The sequence below is a fragment of the Bradyrhizobium diazoefficiens genome, assembly GCF_016616885.1.
Taxonomy (GTDB): domain Bacteria; phylum Pseudomonadota; class Alphaproteobacteria; order Rhizobiales; family Xanthobacteraceae; genus Bradyrhizobium; species Bradyrhizobium diazoefficiens_F.
The window spans coordinates 4,265,395-4,285,778 of the sequence record NZ_CP067102.1 but is presented as its reverse complement, the minus strand read 5'-3'; the positions used below and the strand labels follow the sequence as shown (position 1 = coordinate 4,285,778).

The window sequence follows — 20,384 nt, the reverse complement described above, 5'->3', positions numbered from 1 at the left end:
GGACGGACGCACTGGAGCACTGACCGGAGACATCATGAGCAACGTCATCAACAACAGGGCGCATCACCGCTACGAGCTCGAGGTGGAGGGCCACCTCGCGACCGAGCATTACAAGCTCGACGGCAATGTCATCACGTTCGAGCATACCGACGTGCCGAAGGAGCTCGGCGGCAAAGGCGTCGGCTCAAAGCTGGTGCAAGGTGCGCTCGACCAGGTCCGCGCGGCCGGCCTGAAGTTGATCCCGGAATGCCCATTCGTGAAGGCGTGGATCGAGAAGCATCCGGAGTATGCCGACCTGGTGAAGAAATAGAGCGTGCTGGCCCACGGGTCATTCGTCCGGTGGGCCTGCCGATATCTACGGCCTATCGCCCATGCTTGAGCATGTCCTCGTCACTTACCCCCCAGTCCTGCCAGAGCTGAAGCACTCCGAGCAGCACAACCACGGCGCCGAGGCTCGTGTGATAGACACGGAGAAAGCCTGCACCGGAGTAGCCGAGGACGTAGGGCGAGACGACGAGCCACAGCCCGACCAGGAGCGTGATCACCTCTTGCCAGCGTTGCAGCGCCACATATTCGAGCTGGCTGAGTCCAAATACAACGAGGCCGATCGCGACGGTGTTCAGGATGAGCATCTGGTGTCCGGCCGCCACCCCCTCCTCATAGATGGGAAACCAGGGCGACACGACGATCAGCGCGCCGAGCAGCATGCCGCACCAGTCTTCCCATGTTCGGTGAGTATTCAAGAAACCAAAGTCCGACATCGTAACCTCCTATAAGCAAGAGGCATACGTCTGCGGCTGGCATTCGCGACTTCCGAATCTCCGGCGACCTGCCGGCCGCATTCGGGCGTATGTCTAATCAAAGACGTGGGAACCGCAGCGGGAGCTGCAAGGGTAACGGGGAGGAATCTTTGGCCTTACAGTGCCCCCAGCTTCTGGAGCGCGTCGCGCACGGTGCGGCAACCTCCCTTGGTCGCGCCTTGGCAAGGCAGGGTTGAGGCGCCTAGATCAGGCAACAAGCATCGCTTCGGAAGGATCAGGCATGGCGGCATCGGTACGCGACAACAAGGAGAGGAGCCGCTTCGAGCTCGACATCGGCAGCGAGCTGGCCTTCGCCAATTACCGGCTGACGCCGTCGGCCGTCATCATCACCCACACCGAGACGCCGCGCGCGCTGCGCGGTCGCGGCATTGCCTCCGAGCTGGTCAAGGGCGCGCTCGACCTGATCCGCCGCGACGGCAGGAAGGTGATCGCGGGCTGCGGTTTCGTCGTCGATTATCTCGACAGGCATCCGGAGGATGCAGATCTCGTTGCCTGAACGCAAAAGGGGGCCCGCGAGATCGCGGGCGCCTCGCGTCGACCGATGCTCCTCGGTCAGTGCTTGATTTCAGGCGGCAGCTTGCCGCCATTGGCGGCGAGCTTGGACATCACCTGCTTGTGCAGCCAGACGTTCATGCTGGCGGAGTCGTTCATATCGCCGGTGTAGCCGAGCTCCTTGGCGAGATCCTTGCGCGCAGCAAGGCTCGAATCGACGTCGAGCGCCTTCATGAGGTCGACGATCGAGGTGCGCCATTCCAGCTTCTCGCCCTTGTGTGCAGCGACGGCCGCATCGACGATCGCAGCGACATCCACAGTTGCCGCAGGCGCGGCAGCCGGCGCAGACGCTGGCGCCGATCCGCTCGGCGCGGTCCCTGCCGGCGCGCTGCCGGCGGGTGCGCTGCCGGGGGGCGCAGCGGAAGCCGGATGGCTGCCGAAGATTGCGCCCATGATTTTCCCGAAAATGCTCATGTCTGCTCCCCGAAAAAGGATCCCGTTGGAAGGCCCTGAGTGGGCACTTATAGACGAAGTTACGTCGCTGCGCCCGCGAAGTTCCGCGAACCACGAACAGCATGAGCTTATCTGCGGCGAAATGACGACCGGATGACATCATCGAGGTTGCACTGCGGCAACGAATCTCACCCAAGCGTGAGGGACAGGACTCGGAAATCGGCGTACGTTTCTTGTTCAGCTCGCGATGCCATCCAGAATTCGCGTCTGGGCGGACTCGCGAAACTCAGAAAAGCGGCCGCTTGCGCCGTTGTCGGCGCCGAACTCGGCTGCATGGCAAGGGAGCAAGTCGACCATGGCCACACTCTATCAGGGCAATGTCCCTACGATGGCCCAGACCGCAGACGCGGCTGGACCTGTGATCCGAACCATCCAACTTTCCGACCTGCATGACGCGCTCAAGCGTGGTTGGGAAGATTTCAAGGCCGTTCCGAGCCACGCCATCATCCTCTGCGTGATCTATCCGGTACTCGGCCTCGTGATCGCGCGCATCGCAATGGGCTATTCAGTGATACCGCTGCTGTTTCCGCTGGCCGCGGGCTTCGCCCTGATCGGCCCGTTCGCAGCACTCGGCCTCTATGAGCTCTCGAGCCGTCGCGAACGCTATGAGGAGGCCAGCGCCTGGGATGCCATGGACGTGCTGCGCTCGCCCTCCTTCGGCGCCATGCTCGGCCTCGGCACGCTGCTGCTCGCGCTGTTCGTGACCTGGGTCGCGACCGCACAGGCGATCTATGTTGCCGCATTCGGCTATGAAGGCGTCAGCGGAATTTCGGATTTCGTGACGCGCGTGCTGACGACCTCTCAGGGCTGGTGGCTGATCGTGATCGGCTGCGGCACCGGCTTCCTGTTTGCGCTCGCCGCGCTCTGCCTCAGCGCCGTATCATTTCCGCTGATGCTCGACCGCCATGCCGGCGCTCTGGACGCGATGGTCACCTCGCTGCGCGTCGTCGCCAAAAACCCGGTGCCGATGGCGGCCTGGGGCCTGATCGTGGCGCTGCTGCTGGCGCTCGGAACGATCCCCGCCTTCCTCGGGCTCGCCGTCGTCATCCCCCTGCTCGGCCACGCCACCTGGCATCTCTACCGCAAGGTCATCGTCTCCGCGCCCGGCGCACGGCCGGTGCCGCCTCCGCCGCAGCGTCCGCGCAAGCCGGCGGCCGATTTCCCCGCCAATCTCTTCCCGTGGCGGAATAGGGAATAGGAGAGCTGCCTGACAATCTCGTTACAGCCGATCCCGTCCGGGTCCCGGGCGGAGTCGGCTGCTGTCATACGCCTTGCTTTGGCCGCGGTTACAATCGACATTGGTCCGCCGGTCATGCCACTTCACGGAATCAATTTACTCGAATGACCCTGACGATTTCTCGTCTCGCTCTCGCAGCTCTCGCCCTTTCAGCGTCAATCGTGTCCGCCGAGCCCGCTCTGGCCGCGACCGCCTGCGGTTCAGGCAATTTCGACGCCTGGCTCGCCGACTTCAAAACCGAGGCCGCGGCCAAGGGCATCTCACAACAGGCGATCGCCGCCGGGCTTGCCGGCGTCACGCTCGACCAAAGCGTGCTGAACCGTGACAAATCGCAAAAGGTCTTCAACCAGACCTTCGAAGAGTTTTCCGGTCGCATGGTGCCACCGCGGATGACGCGCGGCTCCAACATGATGAAGCAGTACGGCTCGGTGCTGTCGCGAATCGAGCAGACCTATGGCGTGCCGGGCGAGATCCTGGTCGCGATCTGGGGTCTCGAGACCGACTTCGGTGTCAACACCGGCAAGTTCGCGACGATCCGCTCACTGGCGACGCTGGCCTATGATTGCCGGCGCGCAGAGCAGTTTCGCGGCGAGCTGATGGATGCGCTGCGTATCGTCCAGCGCGGCGATCTCGCGCCCGCCGACATGAAGGGCGCCTGGGCCGGCGAGCTCGGCCAGACGCAGTTCATGCCGTCATCCTGGATGAAATACGCCGTCGACTTCGATGGCAACGGCAAGCGCGACCTCTTGCACAACGCACCCGACGTGCTGGCCTCAACGGCGAACTATCTTGCGGGCTATGGCTGGCAGAAGGGCAAGGATTGGCAGCCGGGCAGCCCGAACTTCGCGGTGCTCCAGCAGTGGAACAAGAGCGAGGTCTATTCCAAGACGGTGGCCTATTTTGCCACCCAGCTCGCCCACGCCCCTTAAAGCACACGCCCAGACACAAAACGCGTAGGGCCGATCGCCCCGCGACCGGCCCTCTCTTGGACTGCGTTTACTTACCCGTTTTCTTGCCCGTTTACTTGCCCATGGTGGCTTGCATCGCCTTGTTCAGGTGCATGCCGCACGCACCCATTTTGCCGTTGAGCATCGCATCCTGCGCAGCCGTGATCTCCTTTTCAGCGACGAACTTGCTGTCGCCGTCTGCCATGTTCTCGACCGCGGTCTCCGTCTTTTCCAGATTGGCCCCGCTGCAGCCGCCCATGCTGTGCTTGGCGGCCTGGGCCGGCGCGACGGCGAATGCGACGGCGGCAATTGCGATAACCCCGAGTAACTTCGTCATGATGTTACTTTCCTTCTCTTGTTCTTGGGACAGACCCGGCGACATTGCCGGAATCTGCAACATGACTTTGCTGCCGGCGCGGCAACTTGCCGCAATAAATTCCCCGCGAGAATCGCGTGATGTTGCGCGCCGCGCAGAGCCGCATGCGAAAATTCTGATTTTCATTACAACTTTGTAATCAGAGACTGCACGCATGGCGTGTGTGCACTGCATCAACGAGGGGCGATCACCTCCGAGCCGATCAACGAGGCGCGTCACCGCCCCGCCAATGGACGAGAGAAACGTCGCCGCGCCCTTTCCTCAGACCATATGGCTCTCAAACCATAACTTGAATATAAATTCATATCTATAGGCCGCGATTCATGCGATTCGCGCATGCGAGACTTGGGCTCACACGCTAGCGTATCGCCTTGCGGGTCACGGAAACGCGACTCATTTCCATCAACGTCGGACCCCTAGAATTTGCTATAACTCCGTGATTTTACGGATATTTGCTGCACCATGCGAGAGCTTTCGCCTAGCTGTTGGGCGGCACTGCAGACCCGTTAATCGTTCCTTACCGATGCCATGCGTTCTTCGCTTAGCTGCATCGCAACATCGAAACTTTCGCAGTGCACCACTCTCACCTATATTCATTCCAACGATGACGCCCTCGCAAAGGCTGAATCAAATTACAGGAGATTACCAATGCTGCTCTCGCTCATCCGCATGATCCAGGCTTTCCGGGACTATCAGCGCAACGTTGCCGAGCTGTCCCAGCTCAGCGATCGCGAACTGGCCGACATCGGCCTCGACCGCTCGGACATCCCGCGCGTTGCTGCCGGTCAGTACCAGGGCTGATATCGTTCAGCCCTTAACCGGACGAACCGATAGCGCCCGCCTTGTGCGGGCGTTGTCGCATCCGGAGGCAGAAAACTCGATCTCGGCGATTCCACTGGCCGCCGAAAAGCGCTACCTGTCCGCCCCATGACAGGACCTCTATCCAATATCGTGCACGTCATCGGCGCCGGCCTTGCCGGCTCCGAAGCCGCTTGGCAGGTGGCGAAATCAGGCGTGCCCGTGGTGCTGCACGAGATGCGGCCCGACCGCATGACCGAGGCGCACCGCACCGACGGGCTTGCCGAGCTCGTCTGCTCCAATTCATTCCGCTCGGACGACGCCGCCAACAACGCAGTCGGCCTGCTCCATGCCGAGATGCGCCGCCTCAACTCGCTGATCATGCGCGCGGCCGACGCCAACCAGGTGCCTGCCGGCGGCGCGCTCGCCGTCGACCGCGACGGCTTCTCGGCCGCCGTGACCAAAGCGCTGAACGACCATCCGCTGATCGAGATCGCCCGCGGCGAGATCAAAGGCCTGCCGCCGGCCGAGTGGAGCAACGTGATCGTCGCGACCGGCCCTCTCACCTCCGCGCCGCTGGCGGATGCCATCCGCGAGCTGACCGACGAGAACGCACTCGCCTTCTTCGATGCGATCGCGCCGATCGTGCACCGCGAATCCATCGACATGTCGGTGGCCTGGTTCCAGTCGCGCTACGACAAGGTCGGCCCCGGGGGCAACGGCGCCGACTACATCAACTGCCCCATGAACAAGGAGCAGTATGACGGCTTCGTCGCCGCCCTGATCTCAGGCGAGAAGACCGAGTTCAAGGAATGGGAGACCAACACGCCCTATTTCGACGGCTGCCTGCCGATCGAGGTGATGGCGGAGCGCGGCCCCGAAACGCTGCGCCACGGTCCAATGAAGCCGGTCGGCCTCACCAACCCGCACGATCCCACCACGAAGGCCTATGCGATCGTGCAGCTGCGTCAGGACAACAAGCTCGGCACGCTCTACAATATCGTCGGCTTCCAGACGAAGCTGAAATATGGCGAGCAGCAGCGCATCTTCCGCACCATTCCAGGGCTCGAGAAAGCCGAATTCGCCCGTCTCGGCGGCCTGCATCGCAACACCTTCCTCAATTCGCCAAAGCTGCTCGACAGCCAGCTGCGCCTGCGCGCCCAGCCGCGGCTGCGCTTTGCCGGCCAGATGACGGGCTGCGAAGGCTATGTCGAATCCGCCAGCGTCGGCCTGATCGCCGGCCTCTATGCGGCAGCCGATGCGCGCGGCGAGACGCTGGCGAGCCCGCCCGGCACGACAGCGCTCGGATCGCTGCTTGGCCACATCACCGGCGGCCACATCGAGACCATCGAGCCGGGCATGCGCTCGTTCCAGCCGATGAACATCAATTTCGGCCTGTTCCCGCCGCTTGCGACCGCGCCGACGAAGAAGCCCGACGGCACGCGCCTGCGCGGCAACGAGAAGACGGTGGCCAAGAAGCAGGCGATGAGCGCATTGGCGCTCGCCGATCTCGATCGCTGGATCGCCGATCATTTGCGCATTGCCGCAGCCGCGTGAGTTTTCGATGAATCTCCCGAACGACGACGCCGCAGTGCTCTCGGCGCGCTGGACCGAGGGCGTGCTGCTCAAGCGCGACGTGTTCTCGACCGTAGAGCGCGGCCGCTTCCGCGCCGACGGTGGCGAGGTCGACGCGGTGCTGCGACGGCTCGATGAAGTGCCGTGGTGGTCGTTCCTGCTGGCGCGTCATCTGTTCGCGCGCGAGAAGCACGCGCTGGCGCTGGCCAAAGGCCTCAATGTCGGCCCTGAATTGCTCTGGGCCGGCCGCCGTGCGCTTGCGCGCGGCTTCGTCGACGGCGTCGCGCTGCATCTGGCAAAACCCCATGGCGATCTCGCCTATTTCCGCTCGGCCAAGGCGGCGCTGCGAAGGCTGCGCCGCGCCGGCATCTGCCACAACGATCTCGCCAAGGAACAGAACTGGCTGGTCGGCCGCGATGGGCGCGCCTATGTGACCGACTTCCAGCTCGCGGCCTGCTTCAACCGGCGCGGCCGCCTCTATCGCATCCTCGCCTACGAAGATCTCCGGCATCTGCTCAAGCACAAGCGCTCCTACGCGCCTGAGGCGCTGACGCCGCGCGAGCGGAAGATTCTCGCGAAGAAGTCGTTCGCCGCGAGCCTGTGGCTTGCCACCGGAAAGAAGGTCTACCGCGCGATCACCCGCGGCCTGTTCAACTTCACCGACCGCGAGGGCGGCGGCCGCCGTCTCGTCAACGATGCGCCGGTGCTGGCTGCGCTGATCCGCCAAAACCCGGCCGTCCGTGACACCGCCATCGTCGCGTTTGCCGATCGCCGCTCAGGCGTCGGGCTCTATGCGTTCGTGGAGGCGGACCAGGCCGCGCTTGAAGGACAGCTCCGCAACGAGCTCACCGTGGCCAAGGGGCCAAAACCACCGGAACACATCCAGGTCGTCCACGCGCTGCCGCGCGACGCCAGCGGCAAGCCGCGCACCGAGATCCTGCAACTGGTCGCTATGAACCAGCTCGACCTGATCGAGCCCATGATGAAGAACGACCAGGACCGCGCCTTCCTCAAAGACATCCTGGAGCAGCGCAAGAACCTGCGCGACCGCTTCAATTTCGAGGCCGACCTGCCGGCCGGCTAGCGCGGTCCGTGCCTTGAAGCGTCCACATTGGCGATAGAGAAGCAGGCTGACAATTCGGGCATGTCGGGGTTATGGGCACTCGGGGGGCGTTGATGCATCGTGTGGTTGGCGGCCTGATCGCTGGCCTGCTGCTGGCGGCTGCGCCCGCGATGGCCGACTCGCCTGCCGAGCAGATCTCCGGCTTCCGTCTCAAGCATGGTGAGGGTCGCGTCGTGCGCGATTCCACCCTCGATCGCATCGCCATGGACCAGGCCCGCGCGATGGCGGCCAAGGATGATCTCAGCCACGAGACGCTCGGTCCGTTCAACAGGCGCATCGCACCGGCCGGCGCAGGCCGTGCCGCTGAAAACATCGCCTACGGTTACGACAACTTCGAGAAAACGCTGGGACAGTGGATCGATTCCTCGGGGCACCGCAAGAACCTGCTGCTGCACAATGCTTCGCGCGTCGGAATCGCGAGCGCGAAGAACGCCAGCGGCAAGCGCACCTATTGGGCGATGGTGATTGCCGGCGACTACGAGCCGAAGAAGGGCAAGGGCAGGAAAGACACGGAGCCGCTTGTCGCCGTGAAACGCGAGACCACACTAACCAGCAAGCCCAAAGCGAGCAACTGCCACGTCAAGCTGCTCGGCCTCTGCATTTGAGCCGAAGCCTGGCTTGGTTCCTCAAGGCCCCATCTTGCTCGTGTTCTTGAGCACGTCTAATTCATGCGCAGGAATTGCGAGACGCGGAGGCGCAGGTGATCGACATCGAGCGAATACGGACCGATACGCCAGCTGTGTCCCGGCTTGCCTACCTGCACAATGCCGGCGCAGCCCTCATGCCATCGGCCGTCGTCGCGGCGATGAAGCAGCATATCGATCTCGAGAGCGAGATCGGAGGCTATGCCGCCGCCGACCGCGAGTCCGAGCGGCTTGATGCGGTCTACGGCTCGGTGGCGCGACTGCTGAATGCCGCGCCGGACGAGATCGCGCTCATGGAGAACGCGACAATTGCCTGGCAGATGGCGTTCTATGCGCTGTCGTTTCGCGCGGGCGATCGGATCCTGACCGCCGAAGCGGAATATGCCGCCAACTATGTCGCGTTCCTTCAGGTCGCCAGGCGTACCGGCGCGATCATCGATATCGTCCCGAGCGATGCCAGCGGCGAACTCGACGTCCACGCACTCGAACGTATGATCGATGACCGCGTAAAACTGATCGCCATCACCTGGGTTCCGACCAATGGCGGGCTCGTCAATCCCGCCGCAGCCATCGGCAAAATCGCGCGCGCACGCGGCATTCCCTATCTGCTCGACGCCTGCCAGGCGGTCGGCCAGATGCAGGTCGACGTCGAAGCAATCGGTTGCGACATGCTATCGGCCACGGGGCGCAAATTCCTGCGCGGGCCTCGCGGTACCGGTTTTCTCTACGTCCGCAGGCCACTGCTGCAACAGCTTGAACCGCCGATGATTGACCACTTTGCGGCGCCCTGGGTCGCGCGGGACCACTATCAGCTCCGCGACGATGCCCGCCGGTTCGAGACCTGGGAGAACAATTACGCTGCCCGGCTCGGGCTCGGCGCTGCCGTCGATTACGCCCTCACGATCGGCCTCGGCCCGATCGAGCAGCGCTGCCGCCTGCTGGCAGATCGTCTCCGCAATGGCCTCGCCGCCATCAGCGGCATCACCATTCGCGACCTCGGCCGTGCGCCGGGCGCGATCGTCAGCTTCACGATGGAGGGGCGTGAGGCGGATGCTATCGTCCGCAGCGCCGCTGCGGCCGGCATCATCATCGGCGCTTCGGATCCCGCTAGCACCCGCATCGATGCCGAGGCCCGCGCGCTGCCGCCGGTCGTGCGGGCATCTCCGCATTACTACAATACTGAAGCCGAGATCGATCGGCTGATCGCCCACCTCGCGGGTCTGGCGCCGCGATAGCGTGGCGCCGGCCCCACGGCGTGGACCTAGGCTCTTGTCGTCAATGCCGACAACTGGTCGGTGTCGAAGCGGGCACGCAACTCGCTGATGGCTTTCGCATCCGGCGGTCCGCTGGCGGTCAGCTTGGCCAACTCCTCGAAGTAATGCTCGTGCCCAGGCGGAGACACTGTCATGAGCACGCGCGCCGGCTTGTCGCTGACATTGGTGATGTTGTGGGGAACGCCCGGAGGAATGAAGAGGTAGGTCCTCGGCGTGGCCCGGACGACCTCTTCGGCGACGTGCCATTCGCATTCGCCTTCAAGCATGTAGAAGGTCTCTTCCTGCACACGATGAACGTGCCGGCCCGTGGCGAACCCGGCCGGAATCGTCCAATCGAACATGCTGGTGTGCCGGGTGTCCTCCCCCGTCACCAGAAAGGCCATCGGCTGGCCGCGTAGCATCACTCCACCGGTTTCGCCGGGCCTGCGGATGAGCGGCTTTGCGTTCATGTGATCCTCCATGGCTGGTCGCTGCATTGCGCTGCAACGGCACCATCATGGTCCGCCTGCGCCGCGAAGTAGCGAAACAGTGCGGAAAACATTGCAAAAAACCTGCGAAATGTGCCTTCTTTGGCGATGGCCGCGATCCTTGAATTTGGTCCCTTCCGCCTCGACGCCGATGCAGGGATTCTTTTCCGCGGGGCCGAGCCGACCCCGCTCGGCCGGCGCGCAGTGTTGTTGCTGGCCCTGCTGGTGCGGCGCGCCGGCATGCCGGTATCCAAAGATGCCCTGATCGAGGCGGCATGGCCCGCCCAGATGATCGAAGACAGTAACCTCACTGTCCAGATCGCGGCTGTCCGGCGCACGCTGGCGGACGTCTCCGCAGAGGCACAATGGATCGAGACACTGCCACGACGCGGCTATCGCTATGTCGGCCCGGCGGTCACGGCATCCGACACGGACCGCTCATCCGCGCCATCGCTGACGTTGCCCGACAGACCATCAATCGCGGTGTTGCCCTTTGCGAACCTGGGCGGCGATGCGGAGCAGGTCTATTTTGCCGACGGAATGGTCGACGACATCATCACCGGCCTGTCCCGCATCAACTGGCTGTTCGTGATCGCGCGAAACTCCACATTCACGTACAAGGGCCGAGCGGGCGACGTGAAACAGGTCGGCCGCGAGCTCGGTGTGCGCTACGTGCTGGAAGGCAGCGTCCGGAGGACCGGCGGCAATGCGCGCATCACGGGGCAGCTGATCGACGCGTCGACCGGCATGCATGTATGGGCCGAGCGCTACGACCGCCAGTCCGCAGATATTTTCGCACTTCAGGACGATATTGCCATGTCCGTCGTAGGCGCCATCGCACCAAGCCTGCGCCGCGCCGAAATCAACAGGGTCAAGCGTAAGCGACCCGATAGCCTCGATGCCTATGACCTCGTCCTGCGTGCCCAGCCGGATGTTGATTCCGGCATGCCGGAGCAGGTGACGCAGGCGCTGATATTGCTCGAACGTGCGATCGCGCTCGAGCCCTCCTATGCACTGGCGCACGGCAATGCTGCGATGTGCCATCATTGCCTGTTCCTTCGCGCTGGTTTGCGGGAGGCCAGCCGGGCAGACTCGATCCGACACGCGCGTTCGGCCGTTGCCCACGGGCAGGATGATGCTCTTGCCCTCACGCTGGCGGGCTTTTCGATCGGCATGGATGGGCACGACCGCTCCGCGGCATTCACCGCACTCGACGCCGCGCTCGCGATCAGCCCCTCATCGGCACTGACTTACATCCTCGGCAGCGTCATGCTAGGTTGGGGCGGCGATGCCGAGCGCGCCATCGAATGGAGCGAGCGCGGCATGCGACTCAGCCCGTTCGACTCCTGGGCCTTCGCCGCCTTCGACGCGCAGGCGATGGGGCATTTCCACCGCGGCCGGTACGAGGAGGCTTGTCGCGCCGCTTACCGCGCCGTTCAGGCCAATCCCCGCCACAGCATCACCCACGTGCAACTGGCCGCGGCGCTCGCAAAGCTGGGCCGATTGCAGGAGGCGAGAACGGCCGCGGCCCGGGTGCTGGAGTTGCACCCGACCTTCCGCTACGGCCGTCAGTTCCAGGGCGTCAACTGCGCTCCGGCGTTGGCAGCGTCGCTTGGTGAGGCGCTTCGGACCGCCGGGCTGCCGGAGTAAGGTTACACCCCCTTAGGTGCAGCGCGCGCTCAGTCCGGATGCGCCGAGCTTGGCCATGACCTCGTCGAGATGCGCGCTGTCGCGGGTCTCGATGACGAGTTGCAGCAGCGTCGCCTTGGCCGGCAGGTCCGAGAAGGTCCGTTGATGTGAGACCTCGATGATGTTGGCACCGGCTTCCGCCAGCAGCGCGGCAACCGCGGCCAACTGGCCCGGCCTGTCAGGAATATCGAGCGAGAGCTGCGTCAGCCGCCCCTCACGCGCGAGCTCGCGCGTCAGCACCGAGGCGATCAGCCTGGTGTCGATGTTGCCGCCGCTCAGGACCAGGCCAACCTTCTCGCCGGCGAAGCGCGTGGGATCAGACATGACCGCCGCAAGGCCGGCGGCGCCGGCGCCCTCGACGACCGTCTTCTCGATCGAGATCAGGGTTGCGACCGCACGCTCGAGCTCGGCTTCGTTGACGAGCGCGATGTCGTCGACCAGGCTGCGGACGATCTCAGTGGTGATCTTGCCCGGCGATTTGACCGCGATGCCTTCGGCGAGCGTATCGCCGCGTGCGGGCAAAGTGCCGCCGTGGATGGCATTGTACATCGAAGGATAGAGCCAGGCCTCGACGCCCAAAATCCGCAGCGACGGCTTGATCGATTTCGCCGCAATGGCGATGCCGCTGATCAGCCCACCGCCGCCGATCGGAACCACCAGCGTGTCAAGCTCGGGCACCGCCTTGAGCATCTCCAGCCCGACCGTGCCCTGCCCCGCAATGACCAGCGGATCGTCATAGGGGTGGACGAAGATCATGCCGCAGGCTTCGCCGTGACTTCGGGCAAACGCAGCCGCCTCCTCCAGCGTCGCGCCGGTGACAATCACCTCGGCACCATGATGTCTGGTGTTCTCGACCTTCACCATCGGCGTGCCCACCGGCATGACGATCGTGGCGGGAATGCCGAGCCGCCTGGCGTGATAGGCCACGCCCTGCGCGTGATTGCCCGCCGACATGGCGACGACGCCGCGCGCACGCTCCTCCGGCGTCAGCGCCGTGAGCCGGTTCAGCGCGCCACGCTCCTTGAACGAAGAGGTGAACTGGAGGTTCTCGAATTTGAGCCAGAGCTCGCAGCCGCAAATGTTGCTCAGCGTCCGGCTGTGGTTGCAGGGCGTCTCGACCACGGCACCGCGGATGGTCTCGGCAGCAGCTTGAATATCGCCAGGTGCGACCGGGAGGCCGCTCAGATCCGGGATTGCGGTTTGGGACAATTCGGCCATGGGACAGCATAGAGCATTTGGCCGCCTCGGGCGATAAGCCAACCGCTATTTGGTAAATTCGCGGGATCGTGAAGCCCGCCACAGCGTCCATAGCGTGCGCAACCGCGACACCGGCTGCGGCGCGAAGGGATTGCGCCCCGGCCGAGACAGGCGATTGAGATCGGCGCCCACCTGGCTCACCGGCAGGAAGGCGGCCCGCGCCGACGGCGGCACCTGCGCCAGCAGCGACGAGGCCGTCGCCAGATGCTGCCGCGCTTCGCCCATGAGCTGGTCCAGCACGGCATCCAGATTGGGCGTCTGCTTGCCGGCAAACGCATCCTCGATGCCACAGCCATGGCTGGTCAGGAATTGCTGCGGCAGGAACAATTGTCGATGGGCCGAGTCCCGCGGCAGGTTCGCGATCACTTGCGCGATGCCCTGCGCCAGCCCGGCATGCCGCGCGAGGTGCTCGCTCGCATCCGAAGCTTCGCCCATGATCCGCGCCGCGAGCGCGAACAAGGCCGAACAGGTCGCCGCCAGATAGCCCTCAAGCGCCGTCATGGTCGGCATCGGATCGTTGTAGAGATCGAACTGATGCTCGTCGACGAGCAGCGACAACGGTTCGACCGGCAGATCAAAATCGCGGATCGCGCGCAACAGCTCGGCCGCCACGGGATTGCCCTCGGCGCTGCCGTGGACAAGGCCCGAGAACAGATCGGTCCACCATTGAAAGCGGATTTCGCCGGGCAAGGGCTGGCTCACCTGGTCGCGGACCCGGACGATCTCGACATTGAAGGCGTAGAGCGCCAGCAGCGCCCGCCGTTCGGCGGCGGGCGCGAACAGGGTCGCGGCGTAGCGTGGAAAGTCGTGGCTACGCACGAGGTCGGCGCAGAATGTCACGGTGTCGGGCGGCGGCGCAGCGCGGCTCATGGCACCGCAATCAGCGCAGCCGCGACGCGGCGCCGCTCGCCGATCATGATGTTGTAGGTGCGCACGGCCGGCCCGGTTTGCATGGTGTCCAGCACCACCCTCACCGCCTTCAGCGCCTGGCGCAGTTCCGGCGGCGGCAGCCAGACGCCGGTTCCGGTCCCGACCAGCAGCGTGTCGATGCTGTTGGCGGCCGCGAAAACCCGATCCAGCGAATAGCGGTCGATCTTGCCTGGATCGGTCACGTCCCAGGCCCAGATCGCATCAGGCAGGCACAGCAGCGAGCCCCGGTGCGACATGCCGGCGAAGGCAAAACCGCCCTTGCCATAGGCCTCGATTGGCGCCGAGCGCGGGAAATGGGGAGCGTTGGGGTCGCCGGCCATGAGCTTCGTCCGAATGAGCTGACTGCCTTCGCAAACTCATGCGAGGGCCTGCGGTTCGGATCATGCCTTGTTTTTCTTCGCCGGCGGAGCCTCTTCTCTCGCATCTTCGCGATGCTCGCCGACGCCGAGATAGATCAGGATCGGCGCTGCGATGAAGATCGAAGTATAGGTGCCGACCAGCACCACGCCGAACATCATGACGGCCGTGAAGCTGTGGATGGCGTGACCGCCGAACAGCAGCAGGGCGAGCAGCGCCAGCGTCACGGTGAAATGGGTGATGATCGAACGCGACAGCGTCGAGTTGATGGACTCGTTCAGCAGCTGCGGCATCGGCATCTTCTTGTAGCGCCGCAGCATTTCACGGATGCGGTCATAGATGACGACGGTATCGTTGAGCGAATAACCGAGAATGGTCAGAAGCGCCGCGATGCTGGTCAAGTCGAAATCGACCTGGCTGATCGACATGAAGCCGATGGTCAACACGATATCGTGCACGTTGGCGATCATGGCGCCGAGCGCGAACTGCCATTCGAACCGGAACCAGAGGTAGATCAGGATCGAGACGATCGCGAGCATCAGGCCGAGCATGCCGAAGGCCAGCAACTCGCCGGAAACGCGCGGACCGACCACTTCGACGCGGCGATATTCGAAGGAATCGCCGAGTGCCGTGCGGACCTTCTGCACGGCTCCCTGCTGCGCGGCGTCGCCGCCCGGCTGCTCCGCGACACGGATCAGGACGTCCGCCGGACCGCCGATTTGCTGGATCTGGACTTCGCCCAGGCGCAGACCATCCAGTGTCGTGCGCATCGCCGCGATGTCGGCGGTGCCGGACTTGGCCCGCACCTCCAGCAGCGTGCCGCCGCGGAAGTCGATGCCGAAATTCAGGCCGTGGGTGAAGAACAGCGTGATGGCGACAATCGACAGCGCCGCCGAGATCGGGAAGCTGATGCGACGGAAGCGCGTGAAGTCGAAATGCGTATCATCAGGGACGATGCGCAGCGACGGCAGCCAGCCGAACACCGAGACCACGGTGAGGACTGTGATCAGGATACCGAGCCCGATGAGAACAATGTGAGTCACGGTCAGGCTCCTAGATCGGCACGCTCTGCGGCCGCTTCCACCGCACCCACCCGGCCACGATCAGCCGGGTCAGCGTGAAGGCGGTGAACACCGTGGTGATGATGCCGATGCCCAGCGTCACGGCGAAGCCGCGCACCGGGCCGGTGCCGATATAGAACAGCACCGCGGCGGCAATGAAGGTGGTGATATTGGAATCGAGGATGGTCGCAAGCGCCCGCTTGAAACCGGCGTCGATCGCCGAGATCGCGTTGCGGCCGCCGCGCAACTCCTCGCGGATACGCTCATAGATCAGCACGTTGCTATCGACCGCGATGCCGACGGTGAGCACGATGCCGGCGATGCCGGGCAGCGTCAGCGTGGCGTTGAGCAGCGACAACAGGCCGAAGATCATGGCGACGTTGATCGTCACCGCGATGTTGGCGAACACGCCGAACAGCCGGTAGGTCAAGAGCATGAACACGATGACCATGATCGAGCCGACATAGGCCGCAAGCTCGCCCTTCTCGATCGAATCCTGGCCGAGGCCCGGACCGACGGTGCGCTCTTCGACCACCGTGAGCGGCGCCGGCAGCGCGCCGGCGCGCAGCAGCACGGCCAGATCGTTGGCGGACTGAACGGTGAAATTGCCCGAAATCTGCCCCTGCCCGCCCGTGATGGGCTCGCGGATCACCGGTGCCGAGATCACCTCGTTGTCGAGCACGATCGCGAACGGCAGACCCACATTCTCCTGCGTGGCCTGCGCGAATTTGCGGGCGCCGGTGGAGTTGAAGCGGAACGAGACGATCGGCTCGTTGGTGCGCTGGTCAAATCCGGTCTGCGCATCGGTGAGCTCGCCGCCCGACACCAGCACCTGCTTCTTGACGACGTAGGGCACCTTCGGCGAGCTCTGGCTCATCAGCAGCTCGGAATCCGGCGGCAGTCCGCCACGCTGCGCCTGGTCCGGCGGCACCGAGGTGTCGACCATGCGGAATTCCATCTTCGCGGTCTTGCCGAGCAGCTCTTTCAGATGCGTCGGGTCCTGAAGGCCCGGGACCTGCACCAGGATGCGGTCCGTGCCCTGGCGCTGGATCACCGGCTCGACGGTGCCGAGCTCGTTGACGCGCCGCTCGACGATCTGGATCGACTGCTCGATGGTCTTGCGCATGCGCTCGACCATTGCTGGCTGCGACAGTGCCAGGCGGATCAACCCGCCGCCGGCATCGGATATGTCGAGATCGCGCTGGGCGCTCGACCCGAGCAGGCCGCCGATCGGTTGTGAGAGGTCACGCAGCTTGGTCAGCGCAGCCTGGTGATCGGTATCCTTGACCCGGACCTCGACGGTGTCGCCGCGGGTCACGAGGCCAGTATAGCCGATTTTGGCCTCGCGCAGCGAGCGACGGACGTCGTCGCGGACCTGGTCGAGCTTTTCCTTCTTGACGTAGTTGGCATCGACCTCGAGCAGCAGATAGGAGCCACCCTGAAGGTCGAGGCCGAGCACGAGCCGGCGCTGCGCCCAGGCGGGCCAGGTCTTGACCTGCGCTTCGGGGAAGAAGTTCGGGACCGCGCAGAGGCACACGACCAGCGCTATCAGGATAATCCCGAGCGCCCTCCACCGCGTGAAATACAACATCGACTGGACCTGTCAGATCAGGAGATTTGCAGGAAACTTATTATAAAGACTCGCGGACGCGCTCACTTCGCCGCGGCGTCGTCCTTGGCGCTTTCCTTCGCGCTGTCCTTGGCCGGCTCGCCCTTGGCGCGCACGCCCGAAATCATCGACCGCATCTGGCGCACGCGCACGCCGTCGGAAATCTCGAACTCGATCTGATCGTCATCGACCACCTTGGTGACCTTGCCGACCAGACCGCCCGAGGTCACGACGGTGTCGCCGCGGCGGATGTTCTTCACGAGCTCGGCGTGATCCTTCACCTTCTTCTGCTGTGGACGCAGAATCAGGAAGTACATGATCACGAAGATCAGGGCGAACGGCAGCAGCGACATCAACATGCTGTTGGTGTCACCGGCGCCCGCAGCCTGGGCATACGCAGGGGTAATGAACATTCGGACGATCCTCGTGGAAACGGGGGAAAACCGGTCAGGCCCTGAAGGCGACCGGTTCGGTCAAATTCGCGCGGACTATAGCGGCCACCGCCCCAATTGCAACGCTGCCAGACCGTCGATTTGGCCACCTTGCGGCGCGCCGTCAGGCCCGATAAGGCTGCATTCTCAGGAACTTCGGACATGCCCAAAAAACCAAGCAAAAGCCCGGCCGGCAAAGGCCCCCGCACCCCTGCCACGAAGCCCGCCCAGGTCGCGGCAAAACGCCCCAAGGCGGTCTCAAAGGCGGACCCGGGCCTGTCCCAGGACCGCATCGTCCGCGCGCTGGAGACCATCGCGGTGCACCTCGCCGCCCAGGGCAAGCCGGCTGTTGCGCGCGAGTCGTTCAAACAGGCGGACGCCTATGTCTGGCACCCCGACGGCCGCCTTGCTGCGGTGCTGCGGGTCAGCCGCGTCGAGCTGTTCCTGCTCAAGGGCGTCGACCGGATGCGCGACATCCTGATGGAGAACAGCGAGCGGTTCGCCAACGGCCTGCCCGCCAACAACGCCCTGCTCTGGGGCGCGCGCGGCATGGGCAAGTCCTCGCTCGTGAAAGCCGCCCACGCCAGCATCAACGGCGACCGCAAACCCGCCGATAAACTGAAGCTGATCGAGATCCATCGCGAGGACATCGAGAGCCTGCCGGCGCTGATGGAGCAACTGCGCGCCTCGTCCTTCCGCTTCATCGTGTTCTGCGACGACCTCTCCTTCGACGGCAATGATGCGTCCTACAAGTCGCTCAAGGCCGTGCTCGAAGGCGGCATCGAGGGCCGGCCCGAGAACGTCATCCTCTACGCCACCTCCAACCGACGCCATCTGCTCGCGCGCGAGATGATCGAGAACGAGCGCTCGACCGCAATTAATCCCGGCGAAGCGGTCGAAGAGAAGGTTTCGCTGTCGGACCGCTTCGGCCTGTGGCTCGGCTTCCACCGCTGCAGCCAGGACGAGTATCTCGCCATGGTGCGCGGCTATTGCAACCATTTCGGCATCAAGGTCGACGATGAGGCGCTGGAGCGCGAGGCGCTGGAATGGTCGACGACGCGCGGCTCGCGCTCAGGCCGCGTCGCCTGGCAGTTCGTGCAGGAGCTGGCAGGACGGCTCGGCGTGAAGCTGACGGCGACGTAAGGGGCGGTCTCGCTTCACCCACAAATGTCATTCCCCGCGAAGGCGGGGAATCCAGTGCGCCGCGGCCTATCGGCTCAACAATGACCGTCTCTGGAATACTGGATCGTCCGCCTTCGCGGACGATGACAGCTCGTATGTGGACGGAGTCTACCCGACCGAAGCGTGAGCCTCACGCCCCGTTCAGAAATTGAAGCGGGTCAACCGGGCTCGATCCCTTACGGATCTCGAAGTGGAGCTGCGGCGACGCCACCTCCCCGGATTGACCCGACTTGGCAATGACCTGACCGCGCTTGATTGGATCGCCGCGCTTCACCAACAGCTCACTCGCATGGGCATATGCGGTGACGTAGCCGTTGGAGTGCCGAACCAGGACCAGATTGCCGTAGCCCTTCAGCTCGTTGCCGGAATAGGCAACCACACCGTCTTCAGCCGCCTTGACCGGCGTCCCCTCGGGCACCGCGACATTGATGCCGTCATTGGACTTGCCGTTGGTCTTGGCGCCGTAGCTCGTGATCACCTTGCCGCGCACCGGCCAGCGGAAGGTCGGCAGCGAGCTGGTGGTCTCCGCCGCTTTCGCCGGCGTCTCGACGGCTTTCTCTTCGATATTGGTGGTGGCCTGGGCCAGGCGCGCGCTCTGCGCCGGCTGGGCAACAGCGGCCATCTTGGTGGTCGGCGCGGGAGCGGCCGCAACCGGCTGCAGCGCAGCCGCCACGGGGGCCGCGGCAACCGGCGCCGGAGCAAGCGGAGCGGCAACCGCTGCGGTCTTGGCGCCAGGCACGGTCAGCTTGGTGCCGAGCTTGAGTTTTGCCGACGGTGCGAGACCGTTGGCGCGCGCGAGCTCGGCCGCGGAGATATGGTTCTTGCGGGTGATGCTGGCGAGCGTATCGCCGCGATTGACGAAGTGACTGCTCGGCGGCGCGGCGACGGCCGCAACCGGCTTCGGCGCCATCGCCGGAGCAGCAGCAACCGGAGCCATGACCGGCGCCGGAGCAGCAGCCGTTGCACCGGGATGCGGAATGACCAGTTGCTGGCCGGGCGAGAGCGCGCGTGGCCCCTTATAGCCGTTGGCGGCCATGATCGCCTGCGGCGTCACGTGATAGCGCTTGGCGAGCACGTCGAGCGTGTCGCTGGTGCCGACGATGATCTTGGTCCCGCCGACCGGCTGGGCGGCCGCGACCGAGCGCGGCGGCACGGTGCCGGTAGCTTCAAGACGCGGCTGAGCCGGCGGTGTGTAGGAGCCGAGCCCGCGACCACCTCCGGAGACGCCCCCACCCGCTGCAACCGGGTAGGATTGCGGCGCGGCGACCGCAGGCGGCGGCAAGGCCTGGGATTGATAATAGCCGGGCTGAGTCTGCGGCCGCGAATATTGCGGCAGCTCGCGCTGCGGCGGCGGGGCTTGCTGGACCGAACCGGTCGATTCAGAGAAGGGATTGGAGAAGTTCGACTGGGACAGGCGCGACTGCATGTCGGCACTGCACCCTGCGAAGCTGAAGGAAATTAGCGCCAGCACCGCGACCTGCGGTACGCGGCGCGAGTAAAGCAACTCGGCGACAACAGACATGGTTACTCACTCGTACGCAACAGAACTGGTCTTTTAAGTAAACACGCGCCGAGTAAATAACGGCTTAACCCTCCCAATA

General features: G+C 64.4%; 22 protein-coding genes. 11 read left to right on the top strand and 11 right to left on the bottom strand.

Features of this window, described 5'->3' with window-relative positions:
- The first annotated feature begins 34 nt into the window (after nucleotides 1-34).
- A complete protein-coding gene (locus tag JJC00_RS19995; protein WP_200467690.1) occupies nucleotides 35-310 on the top strand; it encodes a GNAT family N-acetyltransferase in 276 nt (91 codons plus the stop codon).
- Between the two features lie 52 nt (nucleotides 311-362).
- On the opposite strand, the gene JJC00_RS19990 is transcribed toward JJC00_RS19995, so the two are convergent.
- Nucleotides 363-761, bottom strand: a complete 399-nt coding sequence (locus JJC00_RS19990; protein WP_200467689.1) for an SPW repeat domain-containing protein — start codon at nucleotides 759-761, stop codon at nucleotides 363-365.
- 280 nt (nucleotides 762-1,041) lie between these two features.
- Here JJC00_RS19990 and JJC00_RS19985 point away from each other — a divergent pair, with 280 nt between their 5' ends.
- On the top strand, nucleotides 1,042-1,317 hold the full coding sequence (locus tag JJC00_RS19985; RefSeq protein WP_200467688.1) for a GNAT family N-acetyltransferase: 276 nt from the start codon (nucleotides 1,042-1,044) through the stop codon (nucleotides 1,315-1,317).
- Nucleotides 1,318-1,373: 56 nt separating this feature from the next.
- Here the strand turns inward: JJC00_RS19985 and JJC00_RS19980 are convergent, their stop codons facing one another.
- On the bottom strand, nucleotides 1,374-1,787 hold the full coding sequence (locus tag JJC00_RS19980; RefSeq protein WP_200467687.1) for a DUF3597 domain-containing protein: 414 nt from the start codon (nucleotides 1,785-1,787) through the stop codon (nucleotides 1,374-1,376).
- Nucleotides 1,788-2,121: 334 nt separating this feature from the next.
- Here JJC00_RS19980 and JJC00_RS19975 point away from each other — a divergent pair, with 334 nt between their 5' ends.
- Together JJC00_RS19975 and JJC00_RS19970 are read left to right on the top strand one after the other, a co-directional pair.
- Nucleotides 2,122-3,024 (top strand): DUF2189 domain-containing protein, encoded by a 903-nt coding sequence (locus JJC00_RS19975; RefSeq protein ID WP_200467686.1) that lies wholly within the window; start codon nucleotides 2,122-2,124, stop codon nucleotides 3,022-3,024.
- 143 nt (nucleotides 3,025-3,167) lie between these two features.
- Complete coding sequence (locus tag JJC00_RS19970; RefSeq protein ID WP_200467685.1) at nucleotides 3,168-3,992, top strand: lytic murein transglycosylase; 825 nt, start codon at nucleotides 3,168-3,170, stop codon at nucleotides 3,990-3,992.
- Nucleotides 3,993-4,083: 91 nt separating this feature from the next.
- Here JJC00_RS19970 and JJC00_RS19965 read toward each other — a convergent pair whose 3' ends face one another.
- Nucleotides 4,084-4,410, bottom strand: coding sequence for a hypothetical protein (locus JJC00_RS19965; RefSeq protein ID WP_200474170.1), 327 nt, complete (start codon nucleotides 4,408-4,410; stop codon nucleotides 4,084-4,086).
- 624 nt (nucleotides 4,411-5,034) lie between these two features.
- On the opposite strand from JJC00_RS19965, the gene JJC00_RS19960 reads away from it, so the two are divergent.
- The 5 genes from JJC00_RS19960 to JJC00_RS19940 all read left to right on the top strand — a co-directional run bounded on the left by JJC00_RS19960 (nucleotide 5,035) and on the right by JJC00_RS19940 (nucleotide 9,761).
- On the top strand, nucleotides 5,035-5,187 hold the full coding sequence (locus JJC00_RS19960) for a DUF1127 domain-containing protein (RefSeq protein WP_007590701.1): 153 nt from the start codon (nucleotides 5,035-5,037) through the stop codon (nucleotides 5,185-5,187).
- 126 nt (nucleotides 5,188-5,313) lie between these two features.
- Nucleotides 5,314-6,741, top strand: a complete 1,428-nt coding sequence (gene trmFO, locus JJC00_RS19955) for a methylenetetrahydrofolate--tRNA-(uracil(54)-C(5))-methyltransferase (FADH(2)-oxidizing) TrmFO (RefSeq protein ID WP_200467684.1) — start codon at nucleotides 5,314-5,316, stop codon at nucleotides 6,739-6,741.
- Nucleotides 6,742-6,748: 7 nt separating this feature from the next.
- The gene (locus JJC00_RS19950) at nucleotides 6,749-7,843 is read left to right on the top strand and encodes a serine/threonine protein kinase (RefSeq protein ID WP_200467683.1); all 1,095 of its coding nucleotides are present in this window, start codon (nucleotides 6,749-6,751) and stop codon (nucleotides 7,841-7,843) included.
- A gap of 92 nt (nucleotides 7,844-7,935) precedes the next feature.
- Nucleotides 7,936-8,487, top strand: a complete 552-nt coding sequence (locus JJC00_RS19945) for a CAP domain-containing protein (protein WP_200467682.1) — start codon at nucleotides 7,936-7,938, stop codon at nucleotides 8,485-8,487.
- A gap of 95 nt (nucleotides 8,488-8,582) precedes the next feature.
- Nucleotides 8,583-9,761, top strand: coding sequence for an aminotransferase class V-fold PLP-dependent enzyme (locus tag JJC00_RS19940; RefSeq protein WP_200467681.1), 1,179 nt, complete (start codon nucleotides 8,583-8,585; stop codon nucleotides 9,759-9,761).
- Between the two features lie 26 nt (nucleotides 9,762-9,787).
- Here the strand turns inward: JJC00_RS19940 and JJC00_RS19935 are convergent, their stop codons facing one another.
- The gene (locus JJC00_RS19935; protein WP_200467680.1) at nucleotides 9,788-10,249 is read right to left on the bottom strand and encodes a cupin domain-containing protein; all 462 of its coding nucleotides are present in this window, start codon (nucleotides 10,247-10,249) and stop codon (nucleotides 9,788-9,790) included.
- Between the two features lie 126 nt (nucleotides 10,250-10,375).
- On the opposite strand from JJC00_RS19935, the gene JJC00_RS19930 reads away from it, so the two are divergent.
- Entirely contained in the window at nucleotides 10,376-11,917 is a 1,542-nt protein-coding gene (locus tag JJC00_RS19930; RefSeq protein ID WP_200467679.1) for a winged helix-turn-helix domain-containing protein, read from the top strand.
- Between the two features lie 12 nt (nucleotides 11,918-11,929).
- Here the strand turns inward: JJC00_RS19930 and JJC00_RS19925 are convergent, their stop codons facing one another.
- From JJC00_RS19925 to yajC, 6 genes are all read right to left on the bottom strand, one after another.
- Entirely contained in the window at nucleotides 11,930-13,174 is a 1,245-nt protein-coding gene (locus JJC00_RS19925; protein WP_200467678.1) for a threonine ammonia-lyase, read from the bottom strand.
- Between the two features lie 45 nt (nucleotides 13,175-13,219).
- Entirely contained in the window at nucleotides 13,220-14,083 is an 864-nt protein-coding gene (locus tag JJC00_RS19920; RefSeq protein ID WP_200467677.1) for a phytoene/squalene synthase family protein, read from the bottom strand.
- A complete protein-coding gene (locus tag JJC00_RS19915; protein WP_200467676.1) occupies nucleotides 14,080-14,463 on the bottom strand; it encodes an Mth938-like domain-containing protein in 384 nt (127 codons plus the stop codon). The genes JJC00_RS19920 and JJC00_RS19915 overlap by 4 nt, the downstream gene beginning before the upstream one ends.
- 60 nt (nucleotides 14,464-14,523) lie before the next feature.
- Nucleotides 14,524-15,543, bottom strand: coding sequence for a protein translocase subunit SecF (secF, locus tag JJC00_RS19910; RefSeq protein WP_200467675.1), 1,020 nt, complete (start codon nucleotides 15,541-15,543; stop codon nucleotides 14,524-14,526).
- A 10-nt stretch (nucleotides 15,544-15,553) separates the two neighbouring features.
- Entirely contained in the window at nucleotides 15,554-17,152 is a 1,599-nt protein-coding gene (gene secD, locus JJC00_RS19905; RefSeq protein WP_200467674.1) for a protein translocase subunit SecD, read from the bottom strand.
- A gap of 62 nt (nucleotides 17,153-17,214) precedes the next feature.
- Nucleotides 17,215-17,583, bottom strand: coding sequence for a preprotein translocase subunit YajC (gene yajC / locus JJC00_RS19900; protein ID WP_148753779.1), 369 nt, complete (start codon nucleotides 17,581-17,583; stop codon nucleotides 17,215-17,217).
- Between the two features lie 180 nt (nucleotides 17,584-17,763).
- Between yajC and JJC00_RS19895 the strand changes: the two genes are divergently transcribed.
- Nucleotides 17,764-18,744, top strand: coding sequence for an ATP-binding protein (locus tag JJC00_RS19895; protein ID WP_200467673.1), 981 nt, complete (start codon nucleotides 17,764-17,766; stop codon nucleotides 18,742-18,744).
- 169 nt (nucleotides 18,745-18,913) lie between these two features.
- On the opposite strand, the gene JJC00_RS19890 is transcribed toward JJC00_RS19895, so the two are convergent.
- The gene (locus JJC00_RS19890; protein WP_200467672.1) at nucleotides 18,914-20,305 is read right to left on the bottom strand and encodes a LysM peptidoglycan-binding domain-containing M23 family metallopeptidase; all 1,392 of its coding nucleotides are present in this window, start codon (nucleotides 20,303-20,305) and stop codon (nucleotides 18,914-18,916) included.
- Nucleotides 20,306-20,384: the final 79 nt, after the last annotated feature.

Coding starts and splice junctions, on each gene's coding strand:
- JJC00_RS19925 (WP_200467678.1), bottom strand. CDS start 13,174: ATGGCCGAATTGTCCCAAACCGCAATCCCGGATCTGAGCGGCCTCCCG.
- JJC00_RS19965 (WP_200474170.1), bottom strand. CDS start 4,410: ATGTTGCAGATTCCGGCAATGTCGCCGGGTCTGTCCCAAGAACAAGAG.
- JJC00_RS19890 (WP_200467672.1), bottom strand. CDS start 20,305: ATGTCTGTTGTCGCCGAGTTGCTTTACTCGCGCCGCGTACCGCAGGTC.
- JJC00_RS19990 (WP_200467689.1), bottom strand. CDS start 761: ATGTCGGACTTTGGTTTCTTGAATACTCACCGAACATGGGAAGACTGG.
- JJC00_RS19895 (WP_200467673.1), top strand. CDS start 17,764: ATGCCCAAAAAACCAAGCAAAAGCCCGGCCGGCAAAGGCCCCCGCACC.
- JJC00_RS19970 (WP_200467685.1), top strand. CDS start 3,168: ATGACCCTGACGATTTCTCGTCTCGCTCTCGCAGCTCTCGCCCTTTCA.
- JJC00_RS19980 (WP_200467687.1), bottom strand. CDS start 1,787: ATGAGCATTTTCGGGAAAATCATGGGCGCAATCTTCGGCAGCCATCCG.
- trmFO (WP_200467684.1), top strand. CDS start 5,314: ATGACAGGACCTCTATCCAATATCGTGCACGTCATCGGCGCCGGCCTT.
- secD (WP_200467674.1), bottom strand. CDS start 17,152: ATGTTGTATTTCACGCGGTGGAGGGCGCTCGGGATTATCCTGATAGCG.
- JJC00_RS19985 (WP_200467688.1), top strand. CDS start 1,042: ATGGCGGCATCGGTACGCGACAACAAGGAGAGGAGCCGCTTCGAGCTC.
- JJC00_RS19995 (WP_200467690.1), top strand. CDS start 35: ATGAGCAACGTCATCAACAACAGGGCGCATCACCGCTACGAGCTCGAG.
- JJC00_RS19975 (WP_200467686.1), top strand. CDS start 2,122: ATGGCCACACTCTATCAGGGCAATGTCCCTACGATGGCCCAGACCGCA.
- yajC (WP_148753779.1), bottom strand. CDS start 17,583: ATGTTCATTACCCCTGCGTATGCCCAGGCTGCGGGCGCCGGTGACACC.
- JJC00_RS19915 (WP_200467676.1), bottom strand. CDS start 14,463: ATGGCCGGCGACCCCAACGCTCCCCATTTCCCGCGCTCGGCGCCAATC.
- JJC00_RS19935 (WP_200467680.1), bottom strand. CDS start 10,249: ATGAACGCAAAGCCGCTCATCCGCAGGCCCGGCGAAACCGGTGGAGTG.
- JJC00_RS19930 (WP_200467679.1), top strand. CDS start 10,376: ATGGCCGCGATCCTTGAATTTGGTCCCTTCCGCCTCGACGCCGATGCA.
- JJC00_RS19920 (WP_200467677.1), bottom strand. CDS start 14,083: ATGAGCCGCGCTGCGCCGCCGCCCGACACCGTGACATTCTGCGCCGAC.
- JJC00_RS19950 (WP_200467683.1), top strand. CDS start 6,749: ATGAATCTCCCGAACGACGACGCCGCAGTGCTCTCGGCGCGCTGGACC.
- JJC00_RS19960 (WP_007590701.1), top strand. CDS start 5,035: ATGCTGCTCTCGCTCATCCGCATGATCCAGGCTTTCCGGGACTATCAG.
- JJC00_RS19945 (WP_200467682.1), top strand. CDS start 7,936: ATGCATCGTGTGGTTGGCGGCCTGATCGCTGGCCTGCTGCTGGCGGCT.